Source organism: Sinorhizobium psoraleae, assembly GCF_013283645.1.
GTDB classification, from domain to species: domain Bacteria; phylum Pseudomonadota; class Alphaproteobacteria; order Rhizobiales; family Rhizobiaceae; genus Sinorhizobium; species Sinorhizobium psoraleae.
Map to the genome: position 1 here is coordinate 2,847 of NZ_JABEKV010000017.1, position 15,310 is coordinate 18,156.

The 15,310-nt window shown below is 60.2% G+C and carries 9 protein-coding genes and 5 pseudogenes; 11 read left to right on the forward strand and 3 right to left on the reverse strand.

Annotated elements, in window-relative coordinates:
* Nucleotides 1-144: 144 nt before the first annotated feature.
* The 11 genes and pseudogenes from ILFOPFJJ_RS33065 to ILFOPFJJ_RS33110 all read left to right on the forward strand — a co-directional run.
* Nucleotides 145-318: pseudogene (locus ILFOPFJJ_RS33065) on the forward strand (acetoacetate decarboxylase family protein); the annotation flags it as partial.
* Nucleotides 319-1,189: 871 nt separating this feature from the next.
* Complete coding sequence (locus ILFOPFJJ_RS33070) at nt 1,190-1,690, forward strand: reverse transcriptase domain-containing protein (protein WP_312032776.1); 501 nt, start codon at nt 1,190-1,192, stop codon at nt 1,688-1,690.
* Nucleotides 1,691-1,787: 97 nt separating this feature from the next.
* The gene (locus ILFOPFJJ_RS33075) at nt 1,788-2,117 is read left to right on the forward strand and encodes a hypothetical protein (protein WP_173514643.1); all 330 of its coding nucleotides are present in this window, start codon (nt 1,788-1,790) and stop codon (nt 2,115-2,117) included.
* A 145-nt stretch (nt 2,118-2,262) separates the two neighbouring features.
* Nucleotides 2,263-3,381, forward strand: a pseudogene (locus ILFOPFJJ_RS35765) (recombinase family protein); the annotation flags it as partial.
* A 409-nt stretch (nt 3,382-3,790) separates the two neighbouring features.
* A pseudogene (locus ILFOPFJJ_RS36385) lies at nt 3,791-4,102 on the forward strand (reverse transcriptase domain-containing protein); the annotation flags it as partial.
* An 18-nt stretch (nt 4,103-4,120) separates the two neighbouring features.
* Entirely contained in the window at nt 4,121-4,588 is a 468-nt protein-coding gene (locus ILFOPFJJ_RS36390) for a group II intron maturase-specific domain-containing protein (protein ID WP_312032777.1), read from the forward strand.
* Between the two features lie 99 nt (nt 4,589-4,687).
* Nucleotides 4,688-5,333, forward strand: a pseudogene (locus tag ILFOPFJJ_RS33090) (transposase); the annotation flags it as partial.
* 753 nt (nt 5,334-6,086) lie between these two features.
* On the forward strand, nt 6,087-8,036 hold the full coding sequence (locus tag ILFOPFJJ_RS33095) for a multicopper oxidase family protein (protein WP_173514645.1): 1,950 nt from the start codon (nt 6,087-6,089) through the stop codon (nt 8,034-8,036).
* Nucleotides 8,037-8,065: 29 nt separating this feature from the next.
* Entirely contained in the window at nt 8,066-8,458 is a 393-nt protein-coding gene (locus ILFOPFJJ_RS33100; protein WP_173514646.1) for a hypothetical protein, read from the forward strand.
* A 61-nt stretch (nt 8,459-8,519) separates the two neighbouring features.
* Nucleotides 8,520-10,130, forward strand: a complete 1,611-nt coding sequence (locus tag ILFOPFJJ_RS33105; RefSeq protein WP_173514647.1) for a tyrosinase family protein — start codon at nt 8,520-8,522, stop codon at nt 10,128-10,130.
* A gap of 123 nt (nt 10,131-10,253) precedes the next feature.
* Nucleotides 10,254-10,586 (forward strand): hypothetical protein, encoded by a 333-nt coding sequence (locus ILFOPFJJ_RS33110; protein ID WP_173514648.1) that lies wholly within the window; start codon nt 10,254-10,256, stop codon nt 10,584-10,586.
* A gap of 562 nt (nt 10,587-11,148) precedes the next feature.
* Here ILFOPFJJ_RS33110 and ILFOPFJJ_RS33115 read toward each other — a convergent pair.
* The 3 genes and pseudogenes from ILFOPFJJ_RS33115 to ILFOPFJJ_RS33125 form a co-directional block, all read right to left on the reverse strand.
* A complete protein-coding gene (locus ILFOPFJJ_RS33115) occupies nt 11,149-11,784 on the reverse strand; it encodes a LabA-like NYN domain-containing protein (RefSeq protein ID WP_173514649.1) in 636 nt (211 codons plus the stop codon).
* A 2,154-nt stretch (nt 11,785-13,938) separates the two neighbouring features.
* A pseudogene (locus ILFOPFJJ_RS33120) lies at nt 13,939-14,062 on the reverse strand (transposase); the annotation flags it as partial.
* A 107-nt stretch (nt 14,063-14,169) separates the two neighbouring features.
* Nucleotides 14,170-15,123, reverse strand: a complete 954-nt coding sequence (locus ILFOPFJJ_RS33125; protein WP_173514650.1) for a GDP-L-fucose synthase family protein — start codon at nt 15,121-15,123, stop codon at nt 14,170-14,172.
* Nucleotides 15,124-15,310 lie beyond the last annotated feature (187 nt).

The following is a 15,310-nucleotide window of genomic DNA, read 5'->3' on the forward strand; positions in this document are numbered from 1 at the left end:
GCCGCCTGACAGCGCAAGCGCCCGCTGCTTGGCAATGATGGTACCCGCGAGCGCCGGACCCATGCTGGGACAGTTTTGAGAAGGATATTGAGCAATCGCCGACGGTGCCTGCGGGGCCGTTCGCTCAGCTCCCGGAGCAGGCCTATGCACATCGAAGATGTGCTCGAGCTGCCCTCGATGCCACTTGCCGGCCCGAGTTACCCTAAGGGTCCGTACCGCTTCGTCGACCGTGAGTACATGATCATCTCTTACGAGACCGATGCAGAGATCGTTCGCGAGCAGCTGCCCGAGCCGCTGGAGCCAATCGATACGCCGCTAAAGCGGGTCGCGATTTTTGGGATTCAGGGATTGAACTAACCCGCTGACGCGGGAGAGGTCGGGTTGGAGGCGCGGTCTCCTGATGGGATGTTGGGGTGTTGAGAACCAACCCCTGACCAGGAGACCGCGCCACCAAACACTCACCTCTCCCGCGTCAGCGGGTTAGTTGTGTGCCCAGCATGTTCGACCGCTTGGGGGTGCAAGTCCCCTGGCCAACCTGATGGAGGTGAAGGCCTAGTGAAGCGCAAGGGCATCATCGCGAGGTGGTGTCTGAAGGAAGCGTGGAGCAAAACCGCGACCTGACGAACAGAAACCGGATATGAGGCATCCCTGGCCGGACGAGCGGGCAACTGATCGCGAAGTCCATTTCCATCAAGGGACAGGGCTGTAGATCCGGCAGGGGTGCGGGGAAGGCGATCGAACTTACCTGGGGAGGCCTGCGTCATGTTCCGATCTCGGAACTGAGGAAACCGCGAGGTGGCCTGACCGTGATGCAGGAGTCAGCAGAGGGCGTAGTAGGTGATGCTGTCGGCAAGGCTAGTGAGGCACTCCAAGGCCGAAAGGCGGAGCAACGGATAGGCCGAGCCGGGAACGATGACCGAAGGCCCGAACGATTGGAAGTGGCAAATAGGACTGGCAACTCATGAGTGGAAAGCGGCAGATGACCCAGTACGTACTGGCCCTGGAGCCGAGGGATCGGGGTGAACCCCCTGTCAGCGGCTACCCAGGGGCCGAACCATCCGTGGCGAAACCGGCACCCGAAAGCCCGGCCTGGATAGAACAGCTAATGGAGAAGGTGTGTAGCCGAGAGAATCTGGAAACAGCGTGGAAACGCGTTCGAAGCAACAAGGGTGGTCCGGGCGTGGATGGGATGACCATCGACGACGCCAAGGCCCACCTACGTGAGCATTGGCCAAGCATTCGGTCTCGTTTGCTTGAGGGAACCTACCAGCCACAACCGGTCAAGCGGGTCGAAATCCCCAAGCCGGAGGGCGGGATCAGAAAGCTCGGCGTGCCTTGCGTCGTCGACAGGCTGATCCAGCAAGCCCTGCTGCAGGTTCTCCAGGAGCAGTGGGACCCGACGTTCTCCGAGCACAGTTACGGCTTCCGCCCGGGACGCTCCGCCCATCAAGCGGTAGCCCAAGCGCAATGCTACATTGCCGAGGGTTACAGCTACGTCGTTGACATTGACCTGGAAAAATTTTTCGACCGGGTTAATCACGACGGCCTGATGGCGCGCGTCGCCGCAAGGGTGTCCGATAAGCGTGTGCTCAAACTCATCCGAGCATTCCTCAATGCGGGGGTGATGGAGGACGGCTTGGTCCGTCCGGTGGACGAGGGGACCCCGCAAGGTGGTCCGGTTACGCCCTGAACGCAAAAGGTAACTTCACCTTCGATCGGACAATTGCTCTCGATCGATCTCGTTCTATGCTTGATTTGCGTCTCAAAGGGTAATATGCATACGACAAATGTCGCGATCAACCGATTCGCAGAAAGCGGAACGTCTCAATGCGGCCCACGGGTTGCTCGCGCGTGGGCTGAGCGTGGCGGAGGCTGCCTTGTTGTTGTCGCGCCAATTCACCATGTCCCGACGTCAGGCCTATCGGTACATCGAGGCGGCCCAGACGCTCGAGCGGCCGGTGCCGGTGGCCGAGCCGACGACGGCGGTGACGTTCAAGCTTGCGCCCAGTTTAGTCGACGCGGTGCGGGCGCGGGCTGCGGCCGAGGCGACGACAATCAGCGACTTGGTCAGCCGGGCGCTGCGCGCCTTCCTCGGCGAAGCCGGCAGCAATGGCTGACCGGTGCGGCGCCAATGACGCAGCGTCCGCCTCGAGCATAGGTTTGACCGTCTCCTCGCTGTCAAGCTGGAGCAGGTCTACGGCATTCTGGTCCCGGAGCGGGTCCGTGTTGTCGGCATTGGACCGCGGGTAAGGGAGGGGAGCGATGCAGATCGCTGCGATTTATGCCCGGGTGTCCTCCGACCAGCAGAAGGAGGAGAACACGATTGCCAGCCAAACGGCGGCGCTGGTCGAGTTCGCCCGCGCGCAAGGGTTCAGCGTCCCCGATGAATGGGTGATCGAGGACGACGGCTTCAGCGGCGCCAGCCTGGAGCGGCCGGGCCTGGAGCGGCTGCGGGATCTTGCGGCCGAAGGCCAGATCGATGCCGTCCTCGTCCATTCGCCGGATCGGCTGAGCCGGAAGTATGCCTATCAGGTTCTCTTGACCGAAGAGTTCGCCCGCCATGGTGTCGAGACCGTTTTCGTCAAAGCGCCGCATTCCGGCACGCCGGAAGATCAGCTGATGCTGCAATTCCAAGGCATGATCGCCGAGTACGAACGGGCCCAGATTCTGGAACGCTCCCGCCGCGGCAAGCGTCACCGCGCTAAAGCTGGCGAGGTCTCCGTGCTCGGTGGAGCGCCCTACGGCTATCGCTACATCCGCAAGACGCCGGAAACGCCGGCACGCTACGAGATCGACACCGCCGAGGCGGCGGTGGTGCAGCTGATATTCGAAAAATACACGGTCGAGGGCCTCAGCATCGGCGCCATCGCCCGGCTGCTACGGGAGATGGGGCCACCGACCCGCCGGCGCGTGACCCGTTGGGAACGTTCGGTCGTGTGGGGCATGTTGCGCAATCCCGCCTATAAGGGCACCGCCTGTTTCAACAAGACACAGGTCGGGCCGCGGCAAAAGGTGATGAAGCCATTCCGCCTGTCGGGTCGGGCGGTTCATGGCGAAAAGACCTGTGCGCACGAGCGGCCGCGGGAGGAATGGATCGAAATACCGGTCCCCGCCCTTGTCAGCGAAGAGACCTTCGCCTTAGCGGCGGAACGCCTGGCCGACAACAAGCGTTTCGCGCCGCGGCGCACCATTGAGCCCAGCATCGTGCAGGGCCTGGTGTCATGCAAGAAATGCGGCTACGCGTTGTCGCGCACGTCGACCCGAACCTCAGCCCGTAAAATCCATTACTACCGCTGCCTGGGTTCGGATGGCTGGCGCCATCTTAGTGGCTCGGTCTGCGACAGCCGCCCGATCCGGCAGGACCTGCTCGACCATATCGTGTGGCAGGAGGTCATGCGGCTAATTGAGGATCCGGAACTCATCAAAGCCGAGCTCGACCGTCGCCTTGATGCGGCGCGTGCGGCTGAACCGACGAAGAAACGGCAGGACGCAGTCGAACGTGACCTCACACGCCTCAGCAAAAGCATGGAACGCCTGGTGACCGCCTACCAGGAAGACCTCCTGTCCTTGGACGAGCTGCGCTCTCGCATGCCTGACCTGCGGGCCCGCGAACAGGGATTGAAGGCCGAGTTGCAGGCGATCCTCGATCAGGCCGCGGACCGGATGGCGGTCCTGCGTCTGGCCGAGACATTGACCGCTTTCCTTCAACGACTACGCGAATCGGCAGAAACTCTGGACACCAGCGACCGCCAGAAAATCGTCCGCTTGCTGGTCAAGGAGGTCTTGGTGGATGACGACACCATCACCATCCGCCACTCGATCCCCGCCCACCCAACCACGCCTCCGAACGGAAGCGGACCGCTGCCTTCTAACGGCAAATTGCCTACCCCCGACCAATGTTACCTTTTGCGTTCAGGGCGTACTCTCGCCCCTCCTAAGCAACCTCGTGCTCGACGATCTCGACAAGGAACTGGCCCGACGGGGTCTCCGCTTTTGCCGCTACGCGGACGACTGCAACATCTATGTTCGCAGCCGCCGCGCCGGCGAACGCGTCATGGCTTCCATAAGCCGGTTCCTGACCAAGAAGCTGCGGCTGAAGGTCAACGAGTCGAAGAGTGCGGTGGCGCAACCGGAGGAGCGGAAGTTCCTGGGGTTCAGCATCTCGAATGACGGGAGCGAGCGGCGCAATGCGCCGAAGGCTCTCGACAAGTTCAAGGCGCGGATCCGGGACCTGACAAGCCGGACGCGGGGAATCAGTCTGCCGCAGTTGATCAAAGAGCTGAAGCCATACCTCATCGGATGGCGCGGCTACTTCGACTTCTGCCAGACCCCGCGGGTGCTTACGAACTTGGAAGCGTGGATCCGCCGAAGACTACGTCTGTATCTTTGGCGACAATGGGGAAACGGACACAACCGCTTCAAGGAACTGCGCCGCCGTGGCGTTCCAAAGTTCCGTGCTGCGATTGCCGCCGGTTCGCCGACGGGATTCTGGCGCATGTCAGGACACCCCGCGGTCCAACAGGCCCTGCGTAACCACTACTTCGAGTCACTCGGCCTTCCCCGTCTCCATGTCTCTGCCCAAGCTTAATCCGGTTGAATCGCCGTGGTACGTGACCCGTATGCCCGGTGGTGTGGGAGGGGCGGCGCCGTGAGGCGTCCCCCTATCCCGATCAATCGAGGAGCGGCGATGTCGAGACCACGCGAGCGGCGCGAGACAGGGGCGCAGGATCTATTTTGCTCCCGGCTTGATCAGATCATCAACATGAAGCGCGAACTGGTGCATTGGCGCAGGCGATCGACTGGCCTCTGTTGGAGGGGCGCTTCGGCGCGGTCTATTCCGACGGCCCCGGCATGCCGCCGCTGCCAACGCGGCTGATGGCCGGGCTTTCGATCCTCAAGCACACGTTCAACCTGTCGGACTAGGAGCTCTGCGCCCGCTGGTGGAGAACCCTTACTTCCAGTATCTGTGCGGCGAAGAGTTCTTCCGCCACGACCTGCCGTTCGACCGCTCGTCGATGACGCGCTGGCGGGGCCGCATGGGCGAGGCGCGGCTGACGGCACTGTTGCAGGAAAGCCTGGCGGTGGCGGTAAAGAGCGGGGCGATGCAGCCGCAGGATACCCGACGGGTGATCGTCGATAGCACCGTGCAGCCGAAGAACGTGATGTTCCCGACCGACGCCAAGCTGATCCACCGGGCACGCGAACGATTGGTGCGGCTGGCGAAGAAGACCGGCGTGACGCTGCGCCAGACCTATCTGCGGGTCGGCAAGCTCGCGCTGATCAAGCACCAGCGCTACGCCCACGCCAAGCAGTTCAAGCGGGCTGACCTTGCGTCGGTGTTACCCCACGCAAACGTCACCCAAAATGCAAACGCTGTGCCAACCAATCTCTCCTTTCCATCATCATGGGTTACGCACAAAATTTCCGACAGTCGCGGCTGCTCTCGTCAAGACCTTCGCGTGAAGCGAACTGCACTTCTTCAACAACGTCGCCCATCTCGACAAGGCCGTCATGTTCACCTGACATCCCAGACAGTCCCGGCGCATCGGATGGGTCGTCCGCCTTTTGGTGGCCGGACCACTGCTCGCCTGCCTCGTGCGGGAACCAAGCTAGTTTACAAAACCCTTCAGATCACTCAGGGCAGGGAACCCTCCAATATCTCGGGTTCGAGCCAGCAGAACCGGCCAGGAATGGTGTTGTGGTGCGCCGAAACCATAAACGCGCACCTCGAAACCTTGGTCGGATGTTTGACAATGTCCGGAATGAGCCAATGTGTTTTTCAGAGCGATCATGTTGTCGGCAAAAGAGTTTCTCGTTTGGCATGGCACGTGCAGCTCAGAAGAAGGACGACACATGTCTACACTTCTTACGATGAGCGAGCCGAGGAGATGAAGCATGTCGCAACTGCGCACCGCAAAGTTGGCAAGGTTTGGGGAAAACAGTTTGTTGGTGGTGGCACCTTAGCACCACCAGGGCTTGGATACATGCAGGGATGAACTAATAATTCAAGACTTCGGCTGAGCCTGTCTTCTTGTAGCAATGCCGTCCGTCTCACTCTTGACGATAGTTTAGTTTGGGAGGTTTGTTTGTTTGTATCTCACAAAATTGCGCTATTCGGTGTGGCGAGCATTCTTTCGGCCACCCATGTGCTATCGGTTGTTGCTCAAGAGCCCCGGATTGTGAGTAACCCACCGACCTACATAGTGGAGCCAAACACCAAATCGCGGGCGAAGCTGGAAACCTTGGCGCAGAACCGGGCGACTTTTCCGGGCGAGGTTCTGCTCGATATGAACGTCACCTACCTCGACCGCCAGATCTACAATCCGGCCACCGGGCGCTATGACCGGGTCAGGCTCCGCGGCTATCAGGACACGCGCCAAGCCAGCCCATCCGGTGCCGACACGCCGCTGGTCGGGCCAACTATGGATGTGCACCCAGGTGAGACGGTGCGGGTAACACTGAACAACATGCTGCCTCAGGATCCGACCTGCGGCATCGGCGGGGGCAGTGCCAATACACCCCATTGCTTCAACGGTACGAACCTGCATTCTCACGGTCTCTGGGTAAATCCGTCGGGCAATGGCGACAATGTGCTGGTTTCAATCCGCCCCGGCATCGCGTTCCAATATGAATACAACATTCCCGCGGACCATCCGGCGGGTACCTTCTGGTATCACCCGCACCTGCACGGATCGAGCGCATTGCAGGTGTCGAGCGGCATGTCCGGAGCGCTGATCATCCGTGGCGATCGCATGCCGACCCCGACCGAAACCGGCGATATCGACCGCCTGCTGAAGCAGCCAGACGGCTCCGATATCGCCGAGCGGGTCCTGGTGCTGCAGCAGATCCAGTATGCCTGCACCGACAGCAACGGCGGCATCACCTATGATTGCCAGCCAGGGGAGGTGGGGGGCATCGAAACCTACGACGAGTTCGGACCTGGCACCTGGCCGGCCTCGGGCCGCTTTACCAGCATCAATGGCCAGGTGCTGGGCCAGTTGGCCCCGGCGGTGGCTGGCTCGGTCGAGCGCTGGCGGTTCGTCCATGCCGGAGTTCGCGACACAATCAATTTCGAGATCCGGCGGAAGACCGGTACGGCCGCCTTGCGCACGCTTACCGCGGCGGACACCGATAGATGGATTGACGAGAATTGCGGCAAAGATGCCATCCCGTATGGCGTGGTGGCCCAGGACGGGCTGACAATGGCGCAGGTGCAGATGCGTAAGCAGGCGGTCCTGCAGCCGGGCTACAGGGTTGACGCGTTAGTGGTGCTGCCCGGAGCGGGTGACTACTGCCTCGTCGATGCCGCCGCGCCAGCAGCGGCCAGCGTCAATCAACTCGCGCCGAGCCGCCGGCTTCTCGGGATAGTCACTGCAGTGGAAGGCGATGCCGTCAATGGCGAGATTGGTGCCAATCTGCAGGATTGGCTGATTTCGGCGGCTGAGCGCACCATGGCGCCGGATGTTGCCGGCAAAGTCATCAACGACCTCAAGAATGAAATGCGGCTTTCAAGCTTTGTTCCGCATCCGGACATCCAATCGGACGAGGTCACGGGCGAGCAGCAACTGGTGTTCAATATCGATGTGAAGCAGCCGGGTGGCACTTTCTTCGAGATTAACGGTCAGCCCTATGACGCCAACCGCATCGACAGGACGCTGCCACTCAACGGAGTGGATGAGTGGACGCTCAGGTCGGATTTCGTCAGCCATCCTTTCCATATCCATGTCAATCCGTTCCAGGTCATCAAGATTGTCGATGCGGCCGGCAATGATGTCAGCGCGCTTGAGGCTGACGACGACGGCGACCCGCAGTATCCAGGACTGAAGAATGTCTGGAAGGACACGCTGTGGATCAAGAATCCCGGCACCGATCCTTCAACGCGTTACACGATTACCGTGCGGACGCGCTACCAGCGCTACATCGGCGAGTTCGTTTTGCATTGCCACATTCTCGACCATGAGGACCAGGGAATGATGCAGAACGTCAGGATCACCCTGCCGGACGGCCATGGCGGCACCGTTTCCGGCCATCATTAGGTTAGCTGATCGCCATTTGGGAGAAAATTATGAGCTTCGTCGGCACTTGGAGTTATCGGAGCCTGATCAACAATCCCGACCTGTCGGCCGATTTCGGTACCCTGGAATTTGGGCAGGGAACGCTGGTGCTGACCGAGGCGGCGCCGGGCAGGATTGGCGGAACCATCGGCGGGCCCGGCTGGTCGTTGGAGCTGACCGGCGCAGCGCGGATGGGCGACCCGGTCGAACTGCAATTTACCGGAAAGGGCGAGGTGGCTGGAGAGGCCTGGATCTACAGTTATCGCGGCTACGTCGTGCCGAACTGGCCGAACGGCGTCTATCAGAGAGATGCCATTGTCGGCAGCATCGTCCGCGACGTCGCCCATTCGCACGGGACTGCTGCGGCCGGCTACGTCGCCTCCTGGTATGCCGTGCGGCAGTGATGCTCCACTCCTTGCCGTAGCCAAGGCATTCGGACTAACACCTGTTCAGGGGATAATCTCGATGACACGTACGCGATTTCTGACGGTTTCACGCCGCTCTTTCGTCAAAGGCGCAACCGCTGCCGCCGGTGCAGCCCTTTTCGCGCCGAGCATAATGCTGGCGGCGACCAAGCATAGGCGCAAGAACATGACCAGCGCCGATGGGCAGAAGGACTTGCAAAGTTACATGGATGCCGTCACCGTGATGCTGAAGCTTCCCCCTTCGGACCCACGCAACTGGTACCGCAATGGCTTCATCCACCTGATGGACTGCCCCCATGGCGACTGGTGGTTTACTAGCTGGCACCGTGGCTATCTGGGCTATTTTGAGGAGACTTGCCGCGAACTGAGCGGCAATCCGGATTTCGCCTTGCCATATTGGGACTGGACGGCCAATCCCGAGGTCCTGCCGCCGCTGTTCGGCACGATTCTCGATCCCGTCAAGAGCTCCGCCTACATTCCCGACCTAAACAGCTTCCAAGACATCATGCAGGCGCCAATCAAGGCCTATTGGGACGGCCTCAGCCCTGCCCAATTGCAGCAGCAGAACCTGCGCGGCTATCCGGATTTTGATGCGCTGTGGAGCGACGCGATGGCGAGCTTCGCCAATCAGCCGAACGCTCGCTTCCTCACCGCGCAGAATCCGAAGCTCAATCCCGCTACCCAAATTGCGGTCGATATCGACACCATCAAGGCGTCGCTGGCGCCGACAATATTCGCCAATGACGTCGGCGATCCGGGTCTCGCTTTCAACAGCCCCGTATCGTCCAGCCACCAGCTGGCACCGGTCGGCTTCTCTATTCTCGAAGGCCAGCCGCATAACCGCGTGCATATGAGCGTCGGCGGCCAAAGCGCTCCCTACGGGCTGATGTCACAGAACCTGTCGCCGCTCGACCCGATCTTCTTTCTGCATCATTGCAACATTGACCGGCTGTCGGATGTCTGGACCCGCAAGCAGCAGGCGCTGGGTCTGCCGATTGGGCCAACGCCTGCCCAACAGGGGCAGTACGATCCGGAACCCTATCTCTTTTATGTCAACGCTGACGGCAGCCCCGTGACCGAAAAGACCAAGGCCGCCGATTACCTCGCAATTGGCGCCTTCGACTATGATTATGAACCTGGCAGCGGCGAAGAGATCATGCCGATTGCAACCGCGGGCCGCGCGAGCCCCATTCCGGTGTTGGAAGCAGCCTTGCCTTCGTCCGCGGCCGTGGCGATAGACAAACCGGCGACCGCCAAGCTCACGGTTTCGCAGGAGTTGGTGGATGTTGCCACCAAGCCTTCGGAGCAGTCTCGTCAATTCGCGAAGGTCAGCATCAAGCCGCCGATGGACGTTGGCGGGTTGAATTTCCTCGTTTTCATTTTCCCCGAGGGAACGACGCCTGATCTCAACCCGGATGGACCGGATTTTGCCGGCAGCTTCGAGTTCTTCGGGGTTCGCCATCATCATACCGGCACGGTTAGTTTTACCATACCTATCGACAAGGCGCTCGACAGGCTGGTCGACGATGGTAGGCTTAAAGCGGGCGAACCGATCGACTTCGCCGTTGTGGTCGCGCAAGCGGGCAAACGTCTCGAAGGCAGCATGCCGGCTAAGGCACAGCTGACCGACATTCAGGTGGGGTCGTTCTGAGCCGCTCGAGGCAGCGGACCCACGGTTTAGGGTCATGCCGTTGGTCGCAGACACGCTCGCGGTGTTTTTGCAATGCTGGCGAAGGGATAACGGCAGCGCGCCTGCTGCGGGATTTAAGCGGAGATGGCCGATCAACAACGCAGAATTGTGATCAACCTGCCGCGGGCGCCGCGGCCCGACGAAACCGTGGGGCTAAATATCGTCACCGGCCCGCTACCGCTGGGCGCGGAAATCCGCATTCGAACCGCCTCCGGCCGCTTTATCGGTTCGGCCAGTCCATTCGGCAGGACCGATCCCAATAAACAACTGATTTTCCAGCTATCGCTGTCCGGCCGCTACATCAATGGTTCTCGGCTGGAGATCTTTGCCGACATGCTCGACGCCGGGAGTTCCTTTCCGCGGGCGCCGACCGAACAGGAACTGGTCTCGGTGACGGCGTGGATTGTGCAACAGTGAGATTGTTCTCGTCGGCAAGAGATTCATGCGCACTCCCCAATTCGAACCCGTTCCGCGGTGGCGAGCAACATGACCGGCGCACCGCCCAGCTAACTACTTGCAGGCGCTCGGCGGCCGCCGCTGCTGCGCCCCGTCGACTGCGGGCAAGTTGTCTGAAGCAAACCCATTGTTCTCAGCGGATAAACGTTCGGACAGTAACGCTCCCAGCTGACAGCCTTGCCGGCTGCCTCATGGAGAAGATCACGCTCGCATCTCACCTTGACTTGACAGTAGTCACAAACACGGGAAAGCACGCGAAACTCGGCTGGCATCAAGGCCTTGACTCGGGCGGGATCGAGCTGAAGCGCCTCCATCCGCATGAGCAAAAGATCGGGGCCTCGCGGCCCACTCTCGGCCGGATGTGGATCACTTCCCAGCCCGGCGGCAGGTGGTAACGCCTTCGCCGGATCGGCGGGCGAAAAAGCTAGTTCCGCCGCCTGATGAAGAACTGCTTCGAACGCGGACCGCCAATTGTGACGATGTGTCATGGAACTCCTCCTTGCGAAATAGTCGGATCTCAGCCTCACTCTCGTGAACCCGCCTTGATCTGGCACAACTTCCTGCCAGTTTCGCCGACCGGACTTGTAAGAGCCTCTTCTGTGGCTGGTTGGATCGCATGCGGGGCAGGTTCTGCCGGATGGCGGTCAATCTCGCTTCGCAGGGTGATAAGATCAATGAAGTGGTCCGCCTGACGGCGCAATTCATCTGCAATCATGGACGGTTGGGTCGAGATGGTCGAAACGACCGAAACTTTGCGCCCCTTGCGCTGCAGTGCTTCCACAAGGTTCGTAAGATCACCGTCGCCAGAGAAGAGAACGACATGGTCGATCGTCCTGGACTGCTCCATAGCATCGATCGCGAGTTCGATATCCATGCTCCCCTTTATCTTGCGCCGCCCTTGGGTGTCGGTGAACTCCTTCGCCGGCTTGGTCACGACGGTGTAGCCGTTATAGTCCAGCCAGTCGATTAAAGGACGGATTGGCGAAAACTCCAGATCTTCGATGAGTGCCGTGTAGTAATAAGCCCGCAAAAGATAGCCGCGATTCCGAAATGCCGTCAGCAATTTTCTGTAATCGACTTCAAAGCCCAGGCACTTCGATGTCGCGAAGAGATTAGCTCCATCGATAAAGAGTGCGATCTTTTCGCGCGAATCGAACATCGTGTAGTCGCTCCAGGCTGTCGAACTCACATGGATAAATGCGAGGTCTCCCAAAACAGGAGGTTCAAGCCCGCCAATTCAGCAGTTCTGGTCAATTGTGTTCTTCCATGGCGCGACGATGCGCCCTGTTGCGGCCGGAGGAGCATCTCGTGGCGGGCGGACCCGAAAACCCGCTGTCCGGTCTCGTTGTCCATGTGAATGGAAAAGTTGCGAAGTCCTCGGCCTGCGGCGCTATTGCGATCGTTTGAACCACCAGCACCGGAGATTCCATGGGTGATCGACGGGCGACAGCTTCGGGCCAGCACCGGAAATCCCGGTCGGTATGACGAGAGGCAGCGAAGGTCGAAGGGAGCCGTTCTTCACGAGCCCTGTGCTCTGCTTGTTGCGAGGATGTTCGCGTTGGGCTAAAAAGATCGCATAACGTATCGAGTGGAACGCCGCGGTCTCGAAGTCTGCTGATGGAGGCTGCTCCGCCGCCATCCCGGGTTAGTCGTGGGGAGGCCCCCCCATTGGGCAAAGGACGGAACGGATCCGTAAGTACGCCTCCGAATCCTCCTGAAGCTGTGGATGCTTCTTGGGAAGTCAATTCGGTTACACCATAGGCTGTCATTTTCGTCTTCATCGTTGTCTCCTTTTCAGCGCTCAAACTATCAGTCGATGCTGCGAGCTCGTGCCGCGGCACGAGAGAGACTCAAGAAGCGTGCCAGCTGCGCTGGAAAACCCGTTCTGCATGAACTTCAATGGCTTCAATGAAATACGGCGACACCTCGCCGAACAGCGCCGTGTCGCGGCCTAGACAAACCCGACAGTTTTGAGGCAGCGCAAGTGACGCCGAGAGCTCGAGGAGATCAGGCAACAAAGGAGGGGCGTTCCGCGTTGGCTTCGGTCCTATGCGGGCCTTGGCTGCCCTGTCCCATAGTGACCATGCACACAGGCTGCTCAGGTCGCGGATCCGGATCGAAGCGGCCTGTGCCACAGACGCCCTTTTCCGGCTCAAGACGCCAGGACGGCATGCCCGAGCCGGCGCTGAAGGTCCTCACCGGAACACAAATGCGGCGGCCGATAGAATGCCGAGGACATTGACAGCAGGTGCACGCTTTGTCGGCTCTTTGACAATACGTCCATATGAGACGCTGCGCTGTTAGGGTGGTTCCGCTGTTTGGAAAGGGTTTTCCGGTTGGCTCGGCAGTTGCTTGACAAAGGCAACAACCCTAGGAGCAGGACTTCCTCCATGCCGTCTCGCCGAACAGGCCGCCACCATCCGGAGATCAATGCCAAGTGAAGTCCGCCTCCGCTGGAATCGGAATGGCTCAGCCAATCCATACCGGTTGTGCCGGGTGACAAGAGTTCGCGGTACCGTCACGGTAGGCAACAAGGCGCCAGGTCGCGCCGCCTCATGGAGCCCTGCGGCGCGCAATCGTCGAGCGGCTCGTTCGGTGCTCACCCGTACGTTTCCACATCCGCTCGCGGACCGTCAGCCGTATCCACGCCGCGGCCCCTGTCCAGTCCCGACAAATTGATCGCTCTCCAGCAAAGGACAACAACATGCTCTAAACATACATACAGCCGCCGAAAACGGCCCTGCCGTGCCCAGCCGCGCGACAGCAGCGCCAAGCCGGCCCATCAACAGCGGCGGCGCGCGCAGAGCGCGATTCAGATGCCCCACAACAGACTTCCGGGCGGAGAAAGCTTGGTAACAGGGAGGCGCTGGACGAAACACGCGGGTAGCTTACAAAGCGCGTCATCGTCGGATCTGTCGTCACTTCCTACATCGTATCGCGTAGATCGCCAACCCGACAGCAGGGGAGGGCAAGGGGCCCCCGGCTGAACGATTACGATTGCGGCGTCTTCGTCGTCGATGGCACGCGGGCGCTGGTTAAGCGGTTGGTGGAGGGGCAGCGGCCAGCCGACGAGCCGATGCACCTCGACACCCTCGTCGCCGATCGCCGGGCGCTGCAAAACCGACTGACGAGGCATTGATTTGCATTCCTCGAAACGGCACGCCGAGCCAGTCGAGTTTGCCGGAACCCTGGTGTTTGCGAGAGGATTGAACGAAGCCGCCGCTGGGTCGCATTTGAGGAGATGTAGTAACGGTGGCGGCATGGCTGAAAGGATCGGATTTCAGAGCCCCAAGCATCGGCATCGACCGACTACGCGGTAGATTTCCCGGAGGACAACAGCGAGGCGCTTGCGGTCCACGAGGTCCGTCGGGTTGCGCAGCAGATGGACGATGCAGGTTTGGACGATCGTCTCCGGGAACTACAGCGGTGATTGAGTCCGTTCATCACCCGCAGAGCACCTCGCGGGGCTGGCCGAGGCCAGACTCTTTGGATCGCGCAAGGAGTTAGGTCCGATCGGACATGAACTAACCAAGCTGCATCAACGTCACGTTTTATGACGGCGCAGAAAATCCTCATAGGTCGCTTGCAGCCCGGCACCCAAAGACGTGTTGGCTTTCCATCCAAGGGTATTCAAGCGCGTCACGTCCAGCAGCTTACGCGGTGTTCCGTCTGGCTTCGTCGTGTCAAACACCAAGTCGCCTTCATAGGCGACGGTGGCCCTGACCACTTCCGCCAGTTCGCGAATCGTGGCGTCCTCCCCAACGCCAACATTGATCAGGGGCGCGGTGTCGGGAGCTGTCAAGGCGCCAAAATCCGAGTCCGGTAAGCCAAGCAGGAATGCGATGGCATCCCCTATATCCAACGAGTACATGAACTCTCGCCGAGGATTTCCCGATCCCCAGACCACAACCGAGGAGTCACGGTTCATTTTAGCCTGATGAAAACGCCGCATCAGAGCAGGCACAACATGAGAGTTCTCAGGGTGGTAATTATCTCCGGGACCGTACAGGCTGGTCGGCATCAACGCAAGATAGCGAGTCTGGTACTGTCGGTTGAAGGACCAGCATGATTCAATTCCTGCAATCTTTGCCAAAGCGTACGGCCGATTTGTTGCTTCTAGCGGGCCGCTTAGAAGATAGCTCTCTCGTATAGGCTGCGGGCAATCTCGTGGGTAGATACACGAGCTACCAAGGAAGATCATTCGTTCGACGCCGGACGCCTGGGCGGCATCAAAGACGCTGACTTGAATCGCGAGGTTGGCGTGGAGGAAGTCGACCGGGAAGCTTGCATTGGCAAGGATGCCACCAACCTTTGCGGCGCACATAACGACATAATCCGGTCGCTGCGACACAAAGAACTCGCGAGTTGCGTTCCTATCGGAGAGATCCAGTTCGTCGTGAGTGCGCGTTATCATCTCATATGAATCTAAAGCGGCGAGCGCCTTCACGGTGGCGGACCCAACGAGGCCGCGATGGCCCGCTACATAGACTTTTTTCATGTCTTTGTTCCCGATATGCTTGTGGCTAATAATTTTGTCTTCGGGCGGAGCTGATCGTCCCGATGTCCGTAGTACCGTCGGCCGCCGGAGAAATCGGTAACCGGCTACGCCTGCGCAATTCGGAGGCTCGTCGTGTCCAGCCAACGCGATGTAGCCTGCGGAACAACCAGGCCGAATGCACATGCGC